At 70.7% G+C, this 20,334-nt stretch carries 23 protein-coding genes and 5 tRNA genes; 7 read left to right on the top strand and 21 right to left on the bottom strand.

The window, feature by feature from the left end; translation table 11 throughout:
- Positions 1–71 precede the first annotated feature (71 nt).
- From coaD to SSPS47_RS24870, 5 genes are all read right to left on the bottom strand, one after another.
- A complete protein-coding gene (gene coaD, locus SSPS47_RS24890; RefSeq protein WP_187280368.1) occupies positions 72–551 on the bottom strand; it encodes a pantetheine-phosphate adenylyltransferase in 480 nt (159 codons plus the stop codon).
- Positions 552–577: 26 nt separating this feature from the next.
- Positions 578–1,159 (bottom strand): 16S rRNA (guanine(966)-N(2))-methyltransferase RsmD, encoded by a 582-nt coding sequence (rsmD, locus tag SSPS47_RS24885; protein ID WP_164252941.1) that lies wholly within the window; start codon positions 1,157–1,159, stop codon positions 578–580.
- 187 nt (positions 1,160–1,346) lie between these two features.
- On the bottom strand, positions 1,347–3,542 hold the full coding sequence (gene recG / locus SSPS47_RS24880; RefSeq protein WP_164252940.1) for an ATP-dependent DNA helicase RecG: 2,196 nt from the start codon (positions 3,540–3,542) through the stop codon (positions 1,347–1,349).
- A 97-nt stretch (positions 3,543–3,639) separates the two neighbouring features.
- On the bottom strand, positions 3,640–3,975 hold the full coding sequence (locus tag SSPS47_RS24875) for a cupin (protein WP_147878293.1): 336 nt from the start codon (positions 3,973–3,975) through the stop codon (positions 3,640–3,642).
- A gap of 137 nt (positions 3,976–4,112) precedes the next feature.
- Positions 4,113–5,792, bottom strand: coding sequence for a DAK2 domain-containing protein (locus SSPS47_RS24870; protein WP_164252939.1), 1,680 nt, complete (start codon positions 5,790–5,792; stop codon positions 4,113–4,115).
- Positions 5,793–6,051: 259 nt separating this feature from the next.
- On the opposite strand from SSPS47_RS24870, the gene rpmB reads away from it, so the two are divergent.
- The gene (gene rpmB / locus SSPS47_RS24865) at positions 6,052–6,237 is read left to right on the top strand and encodes a 50S ribosomal protein L28 (protein ID WP_003957616.1); all 186 of its coding nucleotides are present in this window, start codon (positions 6,052–6,054) and stop codon (positions 6,235–6,237) included.
- Positions 6,238–6,417: 180 nt separating this feature from the next.
- On the opposite strand, the gene thiD is transcribed toward rpmB, so the two are convergent.
- Together thiD and SSPS47_RS24855 are read right to left on the bottom strand one after the other, a co-directional pair.
- Complete coding sequence (thiD, locus tag SSPS47_RS24860; RefSeq protein ID WP_164252938.1) at positions 6,418–7,245, bottom strand: bifunctional hydroxymethylpyrimidine kinase/phosphomethylpyrimidine kinase; 828 nt, start codon at positions 7,243–7,245, stop codon at positions 6,418–6,420.
- A gap of 33 nt (positions 7,246–7,278) precedes the next feature.
- On the bottom strand, positions 7,279–8,241 hold the full coding sequence (locus SSPS47_RS24855; RefSeq protein ID WP_147878296.1) for a thiamine-phosphate kinase: 963 nt from the start codon (positions 8,239–8,241) through the stop codon (positions 7,279–7,281).
- Between the two features lie 179 nt (positions 8,242–8,420).
- On the opposite strand from SSPS47_RS24855, the gene SSPS47_RS24850 reads away from it, so the two are divergent.
- Positions 8,421–8,654, top strand: coding sequence for an Lrp/AsnC ligand binding domain-containing protein (locus SSPS47_RS24850; RefSeq protein ID WP_078074875.1), 234 nt, complete (start codon positions 8,421–8,423; stop codon positions 8,652–8,654).
- A 32-nt stretch (positions 8,655–8,686) separates the two neighbouring features.
- Positions 8,687–9,160, top strand: coding sequence for a DUF3515 domain-containing protein (locus tag SSPS47_RS24845; RefSeq protein WP_164254955.1), 474 nt, complete (start codon positions 8,687–8,689; stop codon positions 9,158–9,160).
- A 57-nt stretch (positions 9,161–9,217) separates the two neighbouring features.
- Here the strand turns inward: SSPS47_RS24845 and SSPS47_RS24840 are convergent, their stop codons facing one another.
- The 3 genes from SSPS47_RS24840 to SSPS47_RS24830 are packed head-to-tail and all read right to left on the bottom strand — an operon-like array spanning position 9,218 to position 12,161.
- Complete coding sequence (locus tag SSPS47_RS24840; protein ID WP_164252937.1) at positions 9,218–10,375, bottom strand: D-alanine--D-alanine ligase family protein; 1,158 nt, start codon at positions 10,373–10,375, stop codon at positions 9,218–9,220.
- A 35-nt stretch (positions 10,376–10,410) separates the two neighbouring features.
- The gene (locus SSPS47_RS24835) at positions 10,411–11,412 is read right to left on the bottom strand and encodes an NAD(P)H-dependent glycerol-3-phosphate dehydrogenase (protein ID WP_164252936.1); all 1,002 of its coding nucleotides are present in this window, start codon (positions 11,410–11,412) and stop codon (positions 10,411–10,413) included.
- On the bottom strand, positions 11,409–12,161 hold the full coding sequence (locus SSPS47_RS24830) for a lysophospholipid acyltransferase family protein (RefSeq protein WP_147878299.1): 753 nt from the start codon (positions 12,159–12,161) through the stop codon (positions 11,409–11,411). The genes SSPS47_RS24835 and SSPS47_RS24830 overlap by 4 nt, the downstream gene beginning before the upstream one ends.
- Before the next feature lie 187 nt (positions 12,162–12,348).
- Between SSPS47_RS24830 and cofC the strand changes: the two genes are divergently transcribed.
- Both cofC and SSPS47_RS24820 read left to right on the top strand, forming a co-directional pair.
- The gene (gene cofC / locus SSPS47_RS24825) at positions 12,349–13,128 is read left to right on the top strand and encodes a 2-phospho-L-lactate guanylyltransferase (RefSeq protein ID WP_239065333.1); all 780 of its coding nucleotides are present in this window, start codon (positions 12,349–12,351) and stop codon (positions 13,126–13,128) included.
- Between the two features lie 17 nt (positions 13,129–13,145).
- Positions 13,146–13,346 (top strand): hypothetical protein, encoded by a 201-nt coding sequence (locus SSPS47_RS24820; RefSeq protein ID WP_147878301.1) that lies wholly within the window; start codon positions 13,146–13,148, stop codon positions 13,344–13,346.
- A gap of 96 nt (positions 13,347–13,442) precedes the next feature.
- Here the strand turns inward: SSPS47_RS24820 and SSPS47_RS24815 are convergent, their stop codons facing one another.
- From SSPS47_RS24815 to leuC, 4 genes are all read right to left on the bottom strand, one after another.
- A complete protein-coding gene (locus SSPS47_RS24815) occupies positions 13,443–14,099 on the bottom strand; it encodes an HU family DNA-binding protein (RefSeq protein WP_164252934.1) in 657 nt (218 codons plus the stop codon).
- Positions 14,100–14,241: 142 nt separating this feature from the next.
- A complete protein-coding gene (locus SSPS47_RS24810) occupies positions 14,242–14,469 on the bottom strand; it encodes a hypothetical protein (protein ID WP_164252933.1) in 228 nt (75 codons plus the stop codon).
- A gap of 104 nt (positions 14,470–14,573) precedes the next feature.
- Positions 14,574–15,182 (bottom strand): 3-isopropylmalate dehydratase small subunit, encoded by a 609-nt coding sequence (leuD, locus tag SSPS47_RS24805; protein WP_164252932.1) that lies wholly within the window; start codon positions 15,180–15,182, stop codon positions 14,574–14,576.
- Between the two features lie 5 nt (positions 15,183–15,187).
- Positions 15,188–16,612 carry a 3-isopropylmalate dehydratase large subunit gene (gene leuC / locus SSPS47_RS24800; RefSeq protein WP_164252931.1) on the bottom strand — a complete coding sequence of 475 codons (1,425 nt, stop codon included), beginning with the start codon at positions 16,610–16,612 and terminating at the stop codon, positions 15,188–15,190.
- A gap of 181 nt (positions 16,613–16,793) precedes the next feature.
- Between leuC and ndgR the strand changes: the two genes are divergently transcribed.
- Entirely contained in the window at positions 16,794–17,510 is a 717-nt protein-coding gene (gene ndgR / locus SSPS47_RS24795) for an IclR family transcriptional regulator NdgR (RefSeq protein WP_023538406.1), read from the top strand.
- A 180-nt stretch (positions 17,511–17,690) separates the two neighbouring features.
- Here the strand turns inward: ndgR and SSPS47_RS24790 are convergent, their stop codons facing one another.
- Positions 17,691–18,173: a DUF4188 domain-containing protein gene (locus SSPS47_RS24790; protein ID WP_203558103.1), complete on the bottom strand. Its 483-nt coding sequence runs from the start codon at positions 18,171–18,173 to the stop codon at positions 17,691–17,693.
- 115 nt (positions 18,174–18,288) lie between these two features.
- On the opposite strand from SSPS47_RS24790, the gene SSPS47_RS24785 reads away from it, so the two are divergent.
- Entirely contained in the window at positions 18,289–18,954 is a 666-nt protein-coding gene (locus tag SSPS47_RS24785) for a MerR family transcriptional regulator (RefSeq protein ID WP_164252930.1), read from the top strand.
- Positions 18,955–19,028: 74 nt separating this feature from the next.
- Here SSPS47_RS24785 and SSPS47_RS24780 read toward each other — a convergent pair.
- The 6 genes from SSPS47_RS24780 to SSPS47_RS24755 form a co-directional block, all read right to left on the bottom strand.
- Positions 19,029–19,101 (bottom strand) — tRNA-Glu (locus SSPS47_RS24780).
- Positions 19,102–19,121: 20 nt separating this feature from the next.
- Positions 19,122–19,193: transfer RNA gene (locus SSPS47_RS24775), tRNA-Gln, on the bottom strand.
- A gap of 26 nt (positions 19,194–19,219) precedes the next feature.
- Positions 19,220–19,292, bottom strand: a tRNA-Glu gene (locus SSPS47_RS24770).
- Between the two features lie 61 nt (positions 19,293–19,353).
- Positions 19,354–19,426, bottom strand: a tRNA-Glu gene (locus SSPS47_RS24765).
- Between the two features lie 19 nt (positions 19,427–19,445).
- Positions 19,446–19,517: transfer RNA gene (locus SSPS47_RS24760), tRNA-Gln, on the bottom strand.
- 90 nt (positions 19,518–19,607) lie between these two features.
- Entirely contained in the window at positions 19,608–20,330 is a 723-nt protein-coding gene (locus tag SSPS47_RS24755; RefSeq protein ID WP_164254951.1) for an HAD family hydrolase, read from the bottom strand.
- Positions 20,331–20,334: the final 4 nt, after the last annotated feature.

The following is a 20,334-nucleotide window of genomic DNA, read 5'->3' as shown; positions in this document are numbered from 1 at the left end:
GCGCGCCCGACACCAGGTGACGGCCCGTCAGTTCCGGGGCCGGTCCGCCGCCCCGTGCCGCGCCCCGTCCGTCAACGGTTCCCAAGACGCTCGGTCAGTGCCTCGTGCACGAGCGGAGGCAGCAGGTGGGAGACGTCTCCGCCCCAGGTCGCCACCTCTTTGACCAGCGAGGAGGAGAGGAAACTGTAGATGGGGTTGGTCGGCACGAAGAGGGTCTCGACGCCGGAGAGGCCGTTGTTCATCTGGGCCATCTGCAGCTCGTAGTCGAAGTCGCTGACAGCCCGAAGGCCCTTGACGATGGCCGGGATGTCGCGCTGTTTGCAGAAGTCGACGAGGAGGCCGTGGAAGGACTCCACCTCGACGTTGCCGAACTCGGCGGTGACTCGGCGGATCAGATCGATCCGCTCCTCGACCGTGAACAGTCCCTTCTTGGACTGGTTGATCATCACGGCGACGTGGACGACGTCGTACAGCTTGGAGGCACGGCCAATGATGTCGAGGTGACCATTGGTGATGGGGTCGAAGGACCCCGGACAGACGGCGCGGCGCAACTGAATTCCCTCGCTCTCCGGTCCGGTCATCGGGCGTCTTCGGGTGCGGCGGCGCGACCGTACCAAAGGGTTCCCTCGCCGTAGCGACGCGCCCGCGACGGTTCGAAGCCCCTCGGCCAGGTGAACTCCCCACCTCTGGTGCTGCGCTCCACGGTGGCGACGGCTTCGTCATTGAGCCAGCCCCCCGAACGGAGTGTGAGCAGGATCTCGCGAAGATCGTCGTCGGTGACGGCGTACGGAGGGTCGAGGAAGACGATGTCGTACGGGGCCCCGGGCGCCGGTCCTGTCACGATCTGTTCGGCTTTGCCCGTACGGACCTCGGCGCCCGGCAGTCCGAGGGCGCGGACGTTGTCCCGGACGGTGCGGGCCGCCCTGCCGTCCGCCTCCACAAGGAGGGTGTGCGCGGCGCCCCGGGAGAGGGCTTCCAGGCCGACGGCGCCGGAGCCGGCGTACAGATCGGCGACGCGCAGCCCTTGGAGGGTGCCGAGCAGCGCCTCCCAGGTGGAGAAGAGACCTTCGCGCGCTCGGTCGGAGGTGGGGCGGGTTCCGTTGCCCGGGGGGACGGCGAGACGGCGCCCGCCGGCGGCGCCGGCGATCACGCGGGTCATGGGTGTCGGGTCCTCGGTTCGTGGGGTGTGCGGATTGCGGAACGGCTCGGTGCACGTGGAGCGACGCCATGTCGTGGGTGGCGGCGCGCGTGCCGTCACCCACGATATGGCGTCGCTCCCGGCGGGGCCCGCCGGGAGGAACCCTCAGCGCCCCCGCCGGGCCGCTGAGCGGGGCTGTGAGGGCCGTTCAGCCCTTGTCGAGATACTGCTCCCGCTCCGTGTCCAGCAGGGCGTCCAGTGCCGTACGCAGCGCCGGGAGGGCTTCGAGCTCCGGGTCCGCGGCGACGACGGCGACGGCCTCCTCCCTGGCCGCCGCGATGACTTCCTCGTCCTCGATGACCGCGAGCATCCGCAGCGAGGAGCGGACCCCGGACTGGGCCTGGCCGAGGACGTCGCCCTCGCGGCGCTGTTCGAGGTCGATACGGGAGAGCTCGAAGCCGTCGAGGGTCGAGGCGACCGCGCCGAGACGGGCCCGCGCGGGGCTCGTCTCCGGCATCTCCGAGACCAGCAGGCACAGGCCCGGGGCGGAGCCCCGGCCCACCCGGCCGCGCAACTGGTGCAGCTGAGAGACGCCGAACCGGTCCGCGTCCATGATCACCATGGCCGTGGCGTTGGGGACGTTGACACCGACCTCGATGACGGTGGTGGCGACCAGGACGTCCACGTCGCCCGCGGCGAAGCGGCGCATCACGTCGTCCTTGTCGTCGGGCTGCATACGGCCGTGCAGCACCTCGACACACAGGCCGGCCAGCGGCCCGGCGGCGAGCTGCCCTGCGATCTCCAGCACGGCCAGCGGCGGACGTTTGTCACCGTCGGCCTCGGCCGCCTTCGCCGCGGCCTTCTTCTTCGGCTCGTCCTCGCCGTCACCGATCCGGGGGCAGACGACGTACGCCTGGTGTCCCTTGCCGACCTCCTCGCGAACCCGTTCCCAGGCACGCGCCAGGAAGTGCGGCTTGTCCTGCGCCGGTACGACATGGGTGGCGATCGGGGAGCGCCCGGCGGGCAGCTGGTCCAGGACGGACGTCTCCAGGTCGCCGAAGACGGTCATGGCGACCGTGCGGGGAATGGGCGTCGCCGTCATGACCAGCAGATGCGGCGGCTGCTTGCCCTTGGAGCGCAGGGCGTCGCGCTGCTCGACCCCGAAGCGGTGCTGTTCGTCCACGACGACCAGACCCAGGTCGTGGAACCGCACCTTGTCCTCGATCAGCGCGTGCGTGCCGATCACGATCCCGGCCTCGCCGGTGACCAGGTCGAGCAGCGCGTGCCGCCGCGCCGCCGCGCCCATGGAGCCGGTGAGCAGCACCACCTTGGTGGCGGTCTCGGCGCCGCCGAGCATGCCTCCCTCGGCCAGCTGCCCCATCATCTCGGTGATCGAGCGGTGGTGCTGCTGGGCGAGCACCTCGGTCGGCGCGAGCATCGCGGCCTGACCGCCCGCGTCCACCACCGTGAGCATCGCGCGCAGCGCGACCATCGTCTTGCCGGAGCCGACCTCGCCCTGGAGGAGGCGGTGCATCGGATGCTCGGTCGCCAGATCGTCGAAGATCTCGCGGGTGACCTTCAACTGGCCGTCGGTGAGGGTGAAGGGCAGCTTGGCGTCGAAGGCGTCGAGCATGCCCCCCGCCACCGGTCGCCGCGCCATCGCGGGGAGTTGGGCGTCCGCGTGCCGCCGCCGGGCGAGGGCGACCTGGAGCACGAACGCCTCGTCCCACTTGAGCCGGTCCCTGGCCGCCGCGACATCGGCCTTGGTGTCGGGCCGGTGGACCTTCATCAGCGCCTCGGGCAGCGGTACGAAGCCGCGGCCCTCGCGCAGGGAGGGCGGCAGTGGGTCGACGGCCTCGGTGGCCCTCGGCAGCACGGCGTCGACCGCCTTGGTGATCTTCCAGGACTCCAGTCCCTTGCAGGCCGGGTAGATCGGGATCAGCTTGCCCGCGAAGGCGTCCACGGCCTCGTCGCCGCTGTCCGTACCGAGCGGCGCATACGTGGGGTGGGCGAGCTGGAGCTTCCGGTTGAACAGGGAGACCTTGCCCGCGAACATGCCCCGGCTGCCGGGCAGCAGGTCCTTGTGGGGCTTGTGGATCCCCCGGCCGAAGAAGACCAGCTGGAGCCGGCCGCTGCCGTCGGTGAGGGTGATCTCCAGCCGCTGGCCCCGGCCGCCGTTGAACTTCAGGATGCGTGAGTCGGCGACCTGGGCGACGACCGTGACGTCCTCGTCCAGCGGGAGGTCGGCGAGGCGGGTGAGCTGGCCCCGCTCCTCGTACCGCCTCGGGTAGTGGTGCAGCAGATCGCCGACCGTGTGCAGATCCAGCTGCTCGGCCATCACCTTCGCGGTGGCGGGACCGAGCGTCTTCTTGAGTGATTCATCCAGCGCGGACACGCGATCCATTGCACACCACATCACTGACATCCGTCGCGCACCTGTGGACAACCCCAGGTCGCGGGCGGGTCAGCGGCGGCGCTTGCTCGGGCCGGCGCGGAATCGGTCAGCGGCTTGTCGCGCGGACCTCGGTGACGGCGGTGAGCAGGACGGCGGAGTCCTCCAGGGCCTCCAGGCCGTGCCTCTCGTGGGGAACGGGGCCCACCTGCCCGGCGATCATGTCCTGGTCGCCGGACTTCTTCGTCACCCGCACCCGGCCGTGCAGCACCTGAAGGCTGGCCGCCGGGGGCGCGTTGTGCTCGTCGAGGGCCGAGCCGGAGGTCAGCGCGATGACCGTCTGCCGCAGTGGACCGTCGTGCAGGAAGAGATGAGCGCTCCGGCCGTGGGCGCTGGCGCGCGCGTCGTCGAGCTGATGGCGGGCGAGTGCGGTCAGGTCGTCCATCGGTGGGCCTCTCACCTCGGGCGGTGCGTGCGTCTGTCATGGAGCGCCTACCCACCATCGTCACAGGTACCGCGTCCCGTGCAAGCCGTGGCCACCGCGTGGCCGCGCGGACGTACCGCGGCGGCGTCGCGGCCCGCCTACTCGACGCCGATCAGCAACGGCACCGACTGACGGCCTCCTCGGTAGACCACCGTGTCGACGGCCATGTGGCCGCTCCGTACGTGGCGCTCCAGCCGTTCGGCGAGGGTGTCCGGCACGTCCTCGCCGAGCACGAGCGTGACCAGTTCGCCGCCCGCCGACAGCATCCGGTCCAGGACGCTCTCGGCCGTGGCCGCGAGTTCGGTGCCGATCACCGCGACGTCGCCGTCGATCAGCCCCAGCAGGTCTCCGGCCTGGCAGATGCCGGCCATGGTCCAGGACTGCCGCTCCGCGACGGCCAGTTCGGCGTAGCGGGTGGCGCCGGCGGCCGAGGTCATGGCGACCACGTCCTCGTCGAAACGGCGGTCCGGCTCGTGCACCGCGAGGGCGGCGATGCCCTGTACGGCCGCCCTGGTCGGGATGAGGGCGACCCGGATTCCCTCGGCGCGGGCCTGTTCGGCGGCGGCAGCGGCGGTGTGGCGCAGCTCCGCGTCGTTCGGCAGGAGCACCACCTCGTGCGCGTGGGCGCGCCGGATGGCCTCGACCAGCTCGCCGCTCGCCGGTGGCTCCCCGGGGCGCGCCAGCACCGTCGTGGCTCCGGCCTCGGCGCACAGTCCGGCGAGACCTTCGCCCGGGACCACGGCGACGACGGCGCGCTGCGCCCGCTCCCGCTGGTGCCCGGCGGCGGCGCCGAAGTGCGTGATGCGGATGCGGTAGGGGCGTCCCGCCTCGACCCCGGCCTCCACCGCGGCGCCCGCGTCGTCGACGTGCACGTGCACGTTCCACAGGCCGTCGCCCCCGACCACGACGAGCGAGTCGCCCAGGGCGTCGAGCCGTCGACGGAGCCGGCCGATGCCCGCCTCGTCCGTCTCCAGGAGGTAGATGACCTCGAAGGCCGGGCCCGGGGCGCTGTCGTCCGTGTCGCAGGACTCCACGACGGCGGGCAGGGCGTGCGGGCGGGCGCCCGGTGCGACACGGGCCGGGGCGTCGCCCGTGACGGCCTCCACGAGTGCGGCGAGGACGGCGAGCAGGCCCCTTCCGCCGGCGTCCACGACTCCGGCGCGACCGAGGACGGCGAGCTGGCCCGGTGTCGCGTCGAGCGCGACGCGGGCTCCGGCGTACGCGGCGTGGACGGCCGCGCCGCTGCCGTACGCCGCACCGTCGCCGCCCGCCCCGTCGCTCGCCGTACGCGCGGCGGCGTCCGCGGCGGCGGCGGCCACCGTGAGAATCGTCCCCTCGACCGGGTGCGCGACGGCCTCGCGCGCCAGCTGGGCCGCCCTGCGCAGCGCCCTGGCCAGATGATCGCCGCCGTCCTCCGCCCCGGCCCCGGTCCCCGCACCGGCGCCGGCCGCGTCCTCGCCCAGCACCTCGGCCATGCCCCGCAGCAGTTGCGCCAGGATCGTGCCGGAGTTCCCCCGCGCCCCGATCAGTGCCCCGTGCGCCATGGCCCGTACGGCATCGGGCAGGTCGGGTACGGAGGTCCCCGTCGCGTGCGCGTCGAAGACGGCCTCGACGGCCTGCACGGCGGACTCCACCGTCAGATAGAGATTGGTGCCGGTGTCCCCGTCGGCGACCGGATAGACGTTGATCGCGTCGATCTCCTCGCGGTCCCGGCCCAGGGCGTCCAGCGACAGCGAGCACCAGGTACGTACCGCTGCGGCGTCGAGGGTCTGCGGCACCTGGGGGTCCTCCTTGGCGGCCTGGGGCTGCGAACTGCACCGCAGGGTAGTCCGCCCGCACCGTAGTGGCAGGTGGGAGAGGGGGCGGGACGAGGGCGGGTCCGGACATGGTAGTTTCGTTCAACCGGATCGGGCGTTGTATGCTCCTCCGGTTGCCCGTCGAGAGTCGGGCCTTCTCCCCCGGCACAGCCGACATCAGTCAATGATTCTGCCGCGCCGGAATTCACCGTAAGTGCATCTGAAGTCTTTGGAGTGACCCGTGGCTGCCAACTGCGACGTCTGCGGCAAGGGGCCGGGCTTCGGCAACAACATTTCGCACTCGCACCGCCGTACGTCCCGTCGCTGGAACCCGAACATCCAGCGCGTGCGTGCCGTGGTCGGTCGGACGCCGAAGCGGCTCAACGTCTGCACATCGTGCATCAAGGCCGGCAAGGTCTCGCGCTGACGTTCTCGTCGTAGCGCAGCCCCTGCGGTTGCCTTGGAAGCCGGTCCACCTCGGTGGACCGGCTTTTTGCCGTACCCGTACCCGTACCCGTACCGCGCCGTACCGCGCCGTGCCCAACTGCCGCACCGTGTTCGCGGAGTTGAGCGCTTGGCAACGCCGATCAGTGTCACGCCGCGAGGCTCAGCGGAAGCGCCAGGCGTGGTCCACGGGGCCGATACCGCCGCCCAGCGGAAAGCCCGCGGCGATCGCCCCCGTCACGTACCGCTTCGCGGCGACGACGGCCTCCACGACCCCCTGCCCCGTCCCCAGCCCCGCCGCGATCGCGGCGGCGAGCGTGCAGCCGGTCCCGTGCGTGTGACGGTTGTCGTGGCGCGGTGCGCGCAGCCAGTGCTCCTCGCTGCCGTCCGTCAGCAGGTCCACGGCGTCCCCCGGCAGATGCCCGCCCTTGATCAGCACCCAGCGGGGCCCGAAGGCCAGTACGGCGGCGGCGGCGCGCGGCATCCCCGCCTCGTCCCGCACCTCCACACCGGTCAGCTGCGCGACCTCGTCGAGGTTGGGCGTGGCGACGGTCGCCGTCGGCAGCAGCCGCTTCCGTACGGAGTCCAGCGCGGATACCGCCAGCAGCGGGTCCCCGTGCTTGGAGACCCCGACCGGATCGACCACCGCCGGAACATCGGTCCCGGCGAGGAGTTCGGCGACGGTATCCACCAGCGCCGCCGACGAGAGCATGCCGGTCTTCACCGCCTGGACGCCGATGTCGTCCACGACACTGCGGTACTGGGCCCGCACCGCATCCACGGGCTGTTCCCAAACGCCTTGCACGCCGCGGGAGTTCTGCGCGGTGACGGCCGTGAGCACGCTCATGCCGTGCACGCCGAACGCCAGCATGGTCTTGAGGTCCGCCTGGATTCCCGCACCGCCACCGGAGTCGGACCCGGCGACGGTGAGAACACGGGCGGGCACGCGGGCGGGCCCGGAGAACGCGGCGGACTCGGGTGATATGGCCATGCCCCCGAATCTACTGGCCCGCCGGACCAGGCCTCACGCCGTGTCCCCGAAGTGGTCCCAGCCGCCCTTGCTCGTCCACGGCGCCCCGTCGACCGTCACCTGTGGCAGCGCCGACGGGTTGAGGACCTCGCCGATCACCTTCCACCTCGCGGGCAGCTTGGCGTCCGGCGGGAACGTCGCGACGATCGCGTGGTCCTCTCCCCCGGTCAGCACCCACTGGAGCGGGTCCACCCCCACCGCCTGCCCGATGTCGTTCATCTGCGAGGGAATGTCGATGAGCCCCGACCGCAGATCGATACGGACCTTGCTGGCGTCGGCGATGTGTCCGAGGTCGGCCACGAGGCCGTCGCTCACGTCCGTCATCGCCGTGGCGCCGAGCCCCGCCGCCGCTGGCCCCGCGTGGTACGGCGGTTCCGGACGCCGGTGCGCCTCGACGAAGGCACGGGGTGACCGGAATCCGCGCGACAGCACCGCGTGTCCGGCCGCCGACCAGCCCAACCAGCCGGTGTACGCGACGACATCGCCCGGCTGCGCGCCCGACCTCGTCACCGGCTCGTGGTTGCGCAGGTCGCCGAGCGCGGTGATCGCGAGGGTGATCGTCTCGCCCCGTACGACGTCGCCGCCGACCACCGCGGCGCCCGCGACCTGGCACTCGTCGCGGATTCCGTCCATCAGCTCGGTGGGCCAGGTGACCGGGAGTTCGGCCGGGACGACCAGGCCGAGCAGCAGCGCGGTCGGGACCGCCCCCATCGCCGCGATGTCGGCGAGATTCTGCGCGGCGGCCTTCCTCCCCACGTCGTAGGCGGTCGACCAGTCGCGGCGGAAGTGCCGCCCTTCAAGGAGGATGTCCGTACTCGCCACGACCTTGCGGTCGGGTGCGGCCACCACCGCGGCGTCGTCGCCCGGCCCGAGCCGGACCGCCGGAGTGGTGGTGAGCCGGGAAGTGAGCTCCCTGATGAGTCCGAACTCCCCCAACTCGCCCACGGTGCCCTTCACCGAGTCCCACCTCTCGTCGTGCGGCCGGCGGAGCCGGCCGAGCTGTACGTCAACTTCACTGCCCGGTACATCACGCCGCCGGTGCCGCAGTACGCGCGGGTCTCCCCGCGGCACTGGGTGACGCGATAACGTGGCGTCCCTTCCCCCCACAAGATCCTCGTGGCCGCCCTGGAGGTTCCGTGGTACAGGCGTACATCCTTATTCAGACCGAGGTGGGCAAGGCGACAATCGTCGCCGAGACCATCGCGAAGATCCCTGGAGTGATACAGGCCGAGGACGTCACCGGTCCCTATGACGTGATCGTGCGTGCCCAGTCCGACACCGTGGACGACCTCGGCCGCATGGTGGTCGCCAAGGTCCAGCAAGTGGACGGCATCACCCGCACCCTGACCTGCCCGGTCGTGCACCTGTAGCCCCCGTCTACGCTTGGCCGGTGACCTTCCCGATGCGCAGGCTATCCGGCCCCCGGCTCGCCCGCCTGCCCGCCGTCCTCGTGCTCGCCGTGGCAGTCGGCTGCTCCTCCACGGACGCCCCGGCGAAGGTTCCGGTTCCCAGCCCGCCGGCGGAGGAGGCGGCGTTGTGCCGCGCACTGGACAAGGAGTTGCCGAAGACCGTCGCGGGGCACGACCGGAGTGATCCGGAGCCGGGTTCCGAACTGACCGCCGGGTGGGGGGACGCCGCGATCGTACTGCGCTGCGGCATCCCCCGGCCCGAGCGGATGAGCGACCCCCAGGCGAAGGGCGTCGACGTGGACGGGGTCAACTGGCTTCTGGAAGAACGGGATTCGGGACCCCGGTTCACCACGACGTACCGCAGGACCTATGTAGAGGTCACTCTGGACGAGCGGTTCATGCACGACATCGGTCCGCTCTCGGACCTCGCGGCACCGGTCGCCGACACGGTGCCGCCCAGCCTGTAGGGCGAGTCCCGCGAACCCTGCCCCGTATCGCCCGCGCCGTACCGCCCGCGCCGTCCCTCAGCGCAGGCCGGTCGGGCGGCGCAGCGCCGCCTGGATCAGCCGGTTGATCAGCTCCGGGTAGCCGACGCCGCTCTCCTGCCACATCCGCGGATACATCGAGATCGGCGTGAAGCCGGGCATGGTGTTGATCTCGTTGATGACGAAGCCGCCGTCCTCCGTAAGGAAGAAGTCCGCCCGGACCAGTCCCTCGCAGGACACGGCGTCGAACGCCTCCACGGCGAGCCGCTGGACCTCGGCCGTCTGCTCCTCCGTAAGAGGCGCGGGCACCAGGCCGGTGGCGGCGTCGATGTACTTCGCCTCGAAGTCGTAGAACTCGTGCGACGTGACGGGCGGGATCTCGGCGGGCACGCTCGCCCGCGGCCCGTCCTCGAACTCCAGCACCCCGCACTCGATCTCCCGGCCGCGCAGCAGCGACTCGACCAGGATCTTCGGGTCGTGGCGCTGCGCCTCCTCGATCGCGTCCTCCAGCCCTTCGAGGGCGTCGACCTTGGTGATGCCCATGGAGGAGCCGGCGCGTGCGGGCTTCACGAAGATCGGCCAGCCGTGCTCGGCGGCGAAGTCCACGATCTTCCCGCGGGCGGCGGAGGGGTCCAGGTGCCACTCGCGCGGGCGGATCACCTCGTACGGCCCGACGGGCAGCCCGTACGAGAGGAACACCCGCTTCATGTACTCCTTGTCCTGGCCGACGGCCGACGCCAGGACGCCCGCGCCGACGTACGGGACGCCGGAGAGCTCCAACAGTCCCTGGAGGGTGCCGTCCTCGCCGTACGGCCCGTGCAGCACCGGGAAGACGACGTCGACCTCGCCGAGCGCCTTGGGCACGGAGCCCTGCTCGCTGTAGACGACCTCGCGGTTGCCGGGGTCGACGGAGAGGACGACGTCGCCCTCCGTGGACTCGGCCAGTTCCTCGACGCTCGGCAGCCTGCGGTCGGCGATGGCCATGCGGTCGGGTTCGTCGGCGGTCAGCGCCCAGCGTCCGTCCGTGGTGATGCCGATGGGCAGCACGTCGTACTTCGTACGGTCGATGGACCGCAGTACGGCGCCGGCCGTGACCACCGAGATGGCGTGCTCGGAACTCCGGCCGCCGAAGACGACCGCCACACGCGGCTTACGGAGCTGCTGCTCAGGGCTCTGGGGGAGGTTCTCGCTGCTCATATCGCGATGAGGTTACCTGCTCGACCGCCGCCGAGTCAGCGCCGTTCGGGCTTGGCGCTGCGCGCCATCAGCTCCTTCACCGCCACGAGCGGGGGCTTCCCTTCGTGGACGATGCTCACGACCGTTTCGGTGATCGGCATGTCGACATCGTGCCGCCGGGCCAGATCCAGCACGGACTGGCAGGACTTGACGCCCTCCGCGGTCTGCGTGCTCGCCGCGATCGTCTGCTCCAGCGTCATGCCGCGCCCGAGGTTGGTGCCGAAGGTGTGGTTGCGCGAGAGGGGCGAGGAACAGGTCGCGATCAGATCGCCCATTCCGGCGAGGCCGGAGAAGGTGTGCGGGTCGGCGCCCATCGCCAGCCCCAGCCGGGTGGTTTCGGCGAGGCCGCGTGTCATCAGCGACGCCTTGGTGTTGTCGCCGAGGCCCATGCCGTCGGCGATGCCGACGGCGAGCCCGATGACGTTCTTGACGGCGCCGCCGAGTTCGCAGCCGACCACGTCGGTGTTCGTGTACGGGCGGAAGTACGGCGTGTGGCAGGCCGCCTGGAGCCGCGTGGCGACCGCCTCGTCGGTGCACGCCACGACGGCCGCGGCGGGCTGCCTGGCGGCGATCTCGCGGGCCAGGTTGGGACCGGTGAGGACGGCGACCCGGTCGGCCGGCGCCTTGGCCACCTCGCCGATCACCTCGCTCATGCGCTTGGCGGTGCCCAGTTCGACGCCCTTCATCAGGGAGACGAGGACGGTGTCCGGAGGCAGCACCGAGGCCCATTCGGCGAGATTGGCGCGCAGCGTCTGCGAGGGGATCGTGATAACGGTGAACTCGGCGTCCCTGGCCGCCTCGGCGGGGTCGGTCGTGGCCCGTACCGAGGAGGGCAGTTCGGCACCCGGCAGATAGCCCGGATTGGTGCGGGTGTTGTTGACCGCGTCGACGACCTCGCGGCGGCGTGCCCAGAGAGTCACCTCGCATCCCGCGTCGGCGAGAATCATGGCGAACGCCGTTCCCCACGATCCCGTCCCGAAGACCGCGACGCGCGTCACAGCAACCCCTCTTCCGCGGCCTTGCGCCGCTTCTCTTCCAGAACCTTGCGGTGGTCGTACGGTGCGGCGGGCGCCGGTTCGCCGCGTACGTCGGCGAGCAATTCGGTGATGGCGGCCATGATGACCTCGGTGACCTCGCGGAGGAGTTCGGGCGTCGGTTCCTGCCCGTAGAAACGGGAGAGGTCGACCGCCGGGCCCGCCTGCACCCGCAGGGTCTGGCGCGGAAAGAGTCTGACCCTGTTCGCCTTGGCGTACGGCGGTATCACCAGATTGGCGCCCCACTGGGCGACGGGAATGACCGGTGCCTTCGTAAGGAGGGCGACGCGTGCCGCACCGGTCTTGCCGGTCATCGGCCACATGTCGGGGTCGCGGGTGAGGGTGCCTTCGGGGTAGAACGCGACGCATTCCCCGCGCTCGATGGCGTTCACGGCGGCCCGGAATGCGTCCAGGGCGTTGGTGCTCTCGCGATAGACGGGAATCTGTCCGGTGCCGCGGAGCATCATGCCGACGAAAGGCAGGTCGAAGAGGGTGGCCTTGGCGAGCAGTCGCGGCACCCGGCCGCTGTTGTACTGGAAGTGTCCGTAGGAGAGAGGGTCCAGAGCCGAGTTGTGGTTCACGGCGGTCAGGAATCCGCCCTGGGCCGGAATGTGTTCCATTCCCCGCCACTCCCGCTTGAACAGAACGATCAACGGCGGTTTCGCGATGACCGCTGCCAGGCGGTACCAGAAGCCGATTCTGGGGCGGGACACTCGGACACCTTTCTCTGTGGCCTGGCTTGGGCCGGCCCTGGCTGCCGGGGGTCAAGTGTCGCCCCGAGCCTCTGCTCTGTCGAGAACACCGTACGCCCCGGCCCGCGGACCGGACCTGCGGGCACAGTTCGCCATTCCCGGGGCGTCGCGGGCCCTGTACCGCGCCGCACGCCGCGACCGGGCCACAATAGAGGGCCGAACGCGCAAGGACGGAGAGCTCGCCACGAACACCGACCCGATCGCCGGCTGGTCCCTGGTCGTTCCGCTCAAGCCGCTCGTCGTGGCCAAGAGCAGGCTCGCCGGTTCGACGGGCGATCTGCTGCGGCCCCGGCTGGCGCTGGCGTTCGCCCAGGACACCGTCGCCGCCGCGCTGGCCTGCCCCGTCGTACGCGACGTGGTGGTCGTCACCGACGATCCACTGGCCGCGGCCGAACTCACCGCGCTGGGCGCGCGCGCCGTCCCCGACGCTCCGGCGGCCGGGCTCAACGCCGCGCTGGCGCACGGCGCGCGGGCCGTCAGGGCGGGCAGGCCAGGGGCCGCGGTCGCGGCGCTGAACGCCGATCTGCCGGCGCTGCGACCGGCCGAGCTGGCGCGGGTGCTCACCGCCGCCGGGGATTTTCCGCGCGCATTTCTCGCCGACGCCGCCGAAATCGGAACGACATTGCTGGCCGCGCGGGCGGGATCGGAATTGAATCCGGCATTCGGAGGCGCTTCGCGGCATCGGCATTTGTCCACGGGAGCCGTGGAAATTGTCCTGACAGAGGTGGATTCCGTACGGCGGGACGTCGATACCGGCGAGGATCTGCTGGCAGCCGCGGCCCTGGGGCTCGGCCCGTACACGGCGCGGCGTCACGCGGGCCCGCGTCCGGTCCCGGACCCCGTTCCAGGCCCCGCGTCGGGCCCCGTCGGGGGCCCTGGGCCCGCTCCGGTCCCGGACCCGGTCTGCGGGGCGCGGCCGGGCTGCTGACCGATACGCTGGCGGGCATGCAGGCGACCGCGTACACCTTTGATTCCGAGACCCGCAGCGGCAGCGTGCTGCTCGACGACGGGACCCCGGTGGACTTCGACGCCGCGGCGTTCGACGCGGGCGGTCTGCGGCTGCTGCGGCCGGGTCAGCGCGTCCGTATCGAACGCGCGGGCGGGAACAGCGGGAACATCACCCTGGTGACGCTCCAGACGCTCTGAGGGCCGTCACGGGCGGCGCGCGCACAACGCCGCGGGCCGGGCTCCCCCGAAGGGAGCCCGGCCCGGCGCGTGAGTGGCCCTACGGCCTTGTGCCGCTTACCTGTTCCTCGCGGTGGCCTTCTTGGCGGTGGTCGTGCGCGATGCCACCTTTCGGGCCGGCGCCTTCTTGGCGGTCGCCTTCTTGGCCGGTGAGGTCTTCTTCGCCGTGGCCTTCTTCGCCGCGCTCGTCTTCTTGGCGGTGGCCTTCTTGGCGGCCGTCGTCTTCTTCGTGGCCGTCTTCTTGGCGGTGGAGGTCTTCTTGGCGGCCCTCTTGGCGGTGCCCGCGACCGCCGTCTTCCTCGCCGCGGTCTTCTTCGCCGTCGCCTTCTTGGCGGTGGCCTTCTTGGCCGCGGCCTTGGCGGTCGTACGGGTGGAAGAACCGCCCGAGAGGCTGCCCTTGGGGGCCTTCTTGACGGCCACGTCGTTCTTGGGAAGCTTCTTCGAGCCGCTCACCAGGTCCTTGAAGCCCTGTCCGGCGCGGAAACGCGGCACCGACGTCTTCTTGACCCGGACCCGCTCACCCGTCTGCGGGTTACGCGCGTAACGGGCCGGACGGTCGACCTTCTCGAACGAACCGAAGCCGGTGACGGAGACCCGCTCACCAGCGACGACGGCGCGGACAACCGCGTCCAGTACCGCGTCGACGGCGTCGGCCGCCTGCTGGCGACCGCCGACCTTGTCCGCAATTGCTTCTACGAGCTGCGCCTTGTTCACGTCTTCCCCTTCGGAGACATTGCCAGAACGAAAGTGTTCAAGCTTTTCCGCACGTTAGGCAGATATATACCGCAAATCAAACACGAAACGGGCTAATCACCCTAGTGCCGCAACGAAGTCGACCCCGCGGAGTTCCGCGGCTTCAGTCGCCTTGCGGGAATCGACCCTCGTCGAGGTCCTTCATCAAGCGGTCCAGGCGACGTGCCGCGCCTAAGAGATCGTGTTTGGCCGCGGCCGTGACGACCAGCAGCTTCCGGGTCAGCGCCATCCGTACGCCCTCCGGGACTTGCAGTGCGCGCACCCTTGTGTGCGCTTCCTTGAGTCGGTCGGCGACCACTCCGTAAAGCTCGAGTTGGCTGTCGCGTTCCATGCACCGATTGTGCCATCTGGGGCGAGTTGTCGCCCGGCGGGGTCTCAACAAGGCACTGCGCCCCCTACCCGGAGGCAGAGGGCGCAGGTGGAGAAAAGCGCTGATCAGACGGCAATTGTGCGGGGTTTGAAGGACGGCCGGGAGGCTTCGTACGCAGCGATGTCCGCTTCGTTCTTCAGGGTGAGACCGATGTCGTCGAGGCCGTTGAGGAGTCTCCATCGGGCGTTCTCGTCCAGCTCGAAATCGGCGGTCACCGTTGCTCCGTCGGGGCCCTCGGCACGCACCTGACGCGCTTCGAGGTCCACCGTCACGGCCGCGGAGGGGTGGGCCTCGGTCAGCTCCCAGAGGTGGTCGACGACGCGCTGCTCCAGAACGACTGTCAGCAGACCGTTCTTGAGGGAGTTGCCGCGGAAGATGTCGGCGAACCGCGAGGAGATGACGGCACGGAAACCGAAGTTCTGCAGCGCCCACACGGCGTGTTCGCGCGACGAGCCGGTGCCGAAGTCGGATCCGGCGACCAGGACCGAGGCGCCCTGCCGCTCGGGCCGGTTGAGAACGAAGTCCGGGTCCTTGCGCCAGGCCTCGAACAGCCCGTCCTCGAAGCCGTCGCGCGTGACCTTCTTCAGCCAGTGGGCCGGAATGATCTGGTCGGTGTCGACGTTGCTGCGGCGCAGCGGGACGGCCCGGCCGGTGTGTGTGGTGAAAGCGTCCATGGCGCTCAGGCCTCCACGGGGGTGCGGGTGTCGGACAGGTCGGCGGGCGAGGCCAGACGGCCCAGCACGGCGGTGGCCGCGGCCACCTGCGGTGAGACGAGGTGGGTCCGGCCGCCCTTGCCCTGCCTGCCCTCGAAGTTGCGGTTCGAGGTCGACGCGGAGCGCTCGCCGGGCGCAAGTTGGTCGGGGTTCATGCCCAGACACATCGAACAGCCCGCGTGCCGCCACTCGGCACCCGCGCCGGTGAAGACCTTGTCCAGGCCCTCCTCGACGGCCTGGAGCGCGACCCGTACGGAGCCCGGGACCACCAGCATCCGTACGCCGTCGGCGACTTTGCGGCCGTCCAGGATCGAGGCGGCCGAGCGCAGGTCCTCGATACGCCCGTTGGTGCACGAACCTACGAAGACGGTGTCCACCGTGATGTCGCGCAGCGCCTGCCCGGCGGTCAACCCCATGTACTCCAGGGCCTTTTCGGCGGCGAGGCGCTCCGAAGCGTCCTCGTACGAAGCGGGGTCGGGGACGTGCGTCGACAGCGGCGCGCCCTGGCCGGGGTTGGTGCCCCAGGTGACGAACGGGGCCAGTTCCGTGGCGTCGATGAAGACCTCGGCGTCGAAGACGGCGTCGTCGTCGGTGCGCAGCGTCCGCCAGTACTCGACCGCGGCGTTCCAGTCGGCGCCCTCGGGGGCGTGGTCGCGGCCCCCGAGGTAGTCGAAGGTGATCTGGTCGGGGGCGATCATGCCCGCCCTGGCGCCGGCCTCGATGGACATGTTGCAAATGGTCATGCGGGCCTCCATCGAGAGCTTCTCGATGGCGGAGCCGCGGTATTCGAGGATGTAACCCTGGCCGCCCCCGGTGCCGATGCGGGCGATGACGGCGAGGATCAGGTCCTTGGCCGTGACGTCGGCGGGCAGTTCGCCCTCGACGGTGATGGCCATGGTGCGGGGGCGGGCCAGCGGCAGCGTCTGGGTGGCCAGGACATGCTCGACCTGGCTGGTGCCGATGCCGAAGGCCAGCGCGCCGAAGGCGCCGTGGGTGGAGGTGTGGCTGTCGCCGCACACGACGGTGGTGCCGGGCTGAGTCAGTCCCAGCTGGGGGCCGACGACATGGACGACGCCCTGCTCGACGTCGCCCAGCGGGTGCAGCCGTACGCCGAAGTCCGCGCAGTTCTTGCGCAGCGTCTCCAACTGGACGCGCGAGACGGGGTCGGCGATCGGCTTGTCGATGTCGAGCGTCGGGGTGTTGTGGTCCTCGGTCGCGATGGTGAGGTCGAGCCGCCGCACCTGTCGGCCGTTCTGACGCAGACCGTCGAAGGCCTGCGGGCTCGTCACCTCGTGCAGCAGGTGCAGATCGATGAAGAGAAGGTCGGGCTCGCCCTCGGCGCGCCGGACGACATGGTCCTCCCAGACCTTCTCCGCGAGTGTCCTACCCATCGCTTTCCCTTCGGCCGGCAGCGCCGCCGGCAGTCCTGGAGATATGTGGGGCCCACGCCGGTGTCCCACGCGCCTGCGTCGGCTGCGAACCCGGTTCGTGTACGGGCCCGTCCCTACAGGTTGGCAAGTTCCCCGGAAAATTGAACTTGCGTTTCACAGAGTGAGACGCGAGTATCGTTGCATGGACAACTCTAGCGGCGTCGGCGTTCTCGACAAGGCGGCTCTGGTACTGAGCGCCCTGGAGTCCGGTCCGGCCACCCTCGCCGGGCTGGTCGCTGCGACCGGGCTCGCACGGCCCACGGCACACCGGCTGGCCGTGGCCCTGGAACACCACCGGATGGTGGCGAGGGACATGCAGGGCCGGTTCATCCTCGGCCCGCGGCTCGCCGAGCTGGCGGCGGCGGCCGGTGAGGACCGCCTGCTGGCGACGGCCGGACCGGTGCTCACACATCTGCGCGACGTGACCGGGGAGAGCGCCCAGCTCTACCGGCGCCAGGGTGACATGCGGATCTGCGTGGCCGCCGCCGAGCGACTTTCCGGTCTGCGGGACACGGTGCCCGTGGGCTCCACGCTCACGATGAAGGCGGGCTCGTCCGCGCAGATCCTGATGGCCTGGGAGGAGCCGGAGCGGCTGCACCGCGGCCTCCAGGGGGCGCGGTTCACGGCGACGGCACTCTCGGGCGTACGGCGGCGGGGCTGGGCCCAGTCGATCGGTGAGCGCGAGCCGGGCGTGGCCTCGGTCTCGGCGCCGGTGCGCGGGCCGTCCAACCGGGTCGTCGCGGCGGTCTCGGTCTCCGGCCCGATCGAGCGGCTGAGCCGGCACCCGGGCCGGATGCACGCCCAGGCGATCATCGACGCGGCGGGGCGGCTGTCGGAGGCACTGCGCCGCAGCAGCTGAGTCCGCGCCGTCACGCACCGTCGCACACGGTGACCCGGCGCCGCCCGTGGCCGCCGCCGTACCCCGCGAGAGCGTGAACTCCGCCCCGTACGGGGCGGAGTTCACGCTCTCGCGGGGTCTCGTGGAGCGCGGGCCTACGGAGCGTGCGCCAAGTTCCGGACGTGCGCGGAGCTCTCGGAGTCACGAGGCGAGGCGGTCGGCCGCGCGCTCGCCGCGGCGGCCGACCGGGACCGCCGCCGTGGCCGCGGCGAGGCCGAAGGCCGGCATGTTGATGTAGACGTTCTCGTACGAGCCGGCCGGGACCACGTACGTCTCGTGCCAGAAGCCCACCTTGCCCTTGCCGGCGCGGAGGCGGCGATTGAACGCCGCCCACGCGGGGCGGTGCTCGCCGTCCGGCGCGGAGGCGTACGCGAGCAGCTTCTCCTTCGAGTCCCAGTACTGGACGACGTAGAGCACCCGGGGGAAGCCCAGCAGCGGCTGGAAGCCGATGAGTCCGCTCTCCTTGTCCCGCGACAGCTCCTTGAGCATTCTCGGCATGGCCGTGAACACCGGCCACCAGCTGCGCAGGGCGCGGAAGTTGTTGATCCGCATCCCGATGACGAAGACGACGACGTCGCCCTCGGCGTCCGCGGTCAGCCGCCCTTCGATCACCTTCGCACCCATGACGTTCCCCCTGCTTCCGGCCGCACGGCGGCGGCGGTACGGCGGCATCTCTCGTTGGAGAGTGCCACTATCCATGATTGGATAGTGGCACTCTCCAAAGGAAGGTGCAAGCGCTATGCGCATGGCGGAGCTGAGCGAACGCAGTGGGATACCCACCGCCACGATCAAGTACTACCTGCGGGAGGGGCTGCTCAGGCCGGGCCACCGGGTCACCGCGACGCAGTCCACGTACGACGACGGGCATCTGCGCCGGCTACGCCTCGTGCGTGCGCTGATCCAGGTGGGCCGGATGTCGGTCGCCACGGCGCGTGAGGTGCTGACCGCCATCGAGGACGAGTCCATCGACCACCACAGGCGCCTGGGCGCCGCGATCAGGGCGCTACCGGGCGACGGGGCACCGGAGGCCGCGTTCGACGCCGGCGAACTGGACGAGGAGACGGAGTCCGCGCGGCGCCGGGCCGAGGAGCTGTTCGCCGAGCTGGGCTGGACGCAGGCAGCCGAGGTCGGGGCCTCGGAGGCGGCGTACCGCGTCCTGGTCGGCGCGATCGCCGGGCTGTCCAGGACCGGTTATCCGTGCGAGCTCGCGGACCTGCTGCCGTACGGGCGGCTCGCCGACCGGCTCGGCGTCACCGACATCGACATGGTGGAGCGGTACGGGGACCCGTACGAGCAGGTGGAGGCAGCGGTCGCGCTCACCGTGCTGTACGAACCGGTGCTGCTCAGCCTGCGCCGACTGGCGGAGGCCGAGGAGTCCAACCGGCGCTACAGTCCGGGGAATTGAGCGCGCCGAGCGGGGCGAGCGGCTCGGGACAGACGAAGAGGCCCTCCGCGATCGCGGAGGGCCTCTTCGTCACGTACCCCCGACCGGATTCGAACCGGCGCTACCGCCTTGAGAGGGCGGCGTGCTAGGCCGCTACACAACGGGGGCCAGCGGATGGAGCGTTGAAGCTGGGCTACCAGGACTCGAACCTAGAACAACGGAACCAGAAACCGTCGTGTTGCCAATTACACCATAGCCCAAGGGTGGTTCGGACTTTCTTACTGCGTACCCCCGACCGGATTCGAACCGGCGCTACCGCCTTGAGAGGGCGGCGTGCTAGGCCGCTACACAACGGGGGCCCTAGCGATCCTGCATCGACGTGTCCGGGTGCGACCCGAAGAAATCGGAGAGAAGGATCTGTACCCCCGACCGGATTCGAACCGGCGCTACCGCCTTGAGAGGGCGGCGTGCTAGGCCGCTACACAACGGGGGCGTTGCAGAAGAACTCTGCGCTGGGCTACCAGGACTCGAACCTAGACTAACGGAACCAGAAACCGTCGTGCTGCCAATTACACCATAGCCCACCAAAACTCAACCCCCTGCATGGGGGGTTTTGTTTGGGTTTGCGCCCTCCGGCCAGATCTTGCGATCTCTCGGGCGGCGCAGGAAGAACATTACCCGATGGGGGACGGCGCTCCAAAACGAGTATCACCGCGCAGCAGGGCGGGCAGGCGGTTCAGATCGTTGATCGTCACGAGCTCGGGGCGCCCGCCGAGCCGCCCCCGGTCGAGCCAGACTCCGGCCAGTCCGGCGGCAGTGGCGCCGCCGGCGTCGATGTCCGGTTCGTTCCCCACGTAGACGACCTCGGCCGGGTCGAGTTCCAGGGCGTCGCAGGCCGCGTGGAAGGCGGCGGCGGCGGGCTTGGAGACACCGAGTTCGGCGGCGCACAGGACCGTCTCGAAGTAGTCCCGTACGCCGAGGGCACGGAGCTTGCGGTCCTGGTTGTGGAGGCTCGAATTGGAGAGCGCGGCCTGACGGTAGTCGGGGGCCAGCGAGTCCAGCACGGGAAGGGCGTCGGGAAAGAGCTTCCAGGCGGACTCGTAGTGTGCGACGTAGCGGTCGAACCAGGCGTCGGCGTCGGTGTCGTCGAGCGCCTCCGTACCGAGGAACTGCCTGACGCGGTCCCGTCGCTGTCCTTGGAAGGTCGTCTCCCCGTCGGCGAACCGAAGCCAGTGGACATCGGTGATCTCACGCCAGTGCGCCAGGGCCCGCTCGACGGTGCCGAAGCGGCCGGCGAGCCCTTCGGCCGCGAGATGCAGCCGCATACCGGCGCGGTCGGCGGTGGTGTAGTCGAAGAGGGTGTCGTCGATGTCCCAGACGACGGCGCGGATCGGCATGTCG

This window comes from Streptomyces sp. S4.7 (assembly GCF_010384365.1).
GTDB lineage: Bacteria > Actinomycetota > Actinomycetes > Streptomycetales > Streptomycetaceae > Streptomyces.
Note: the sequence above shows the minus strand (reverse complement) of the source record. Positions and strands in the feature narration are given on the sequence as shown.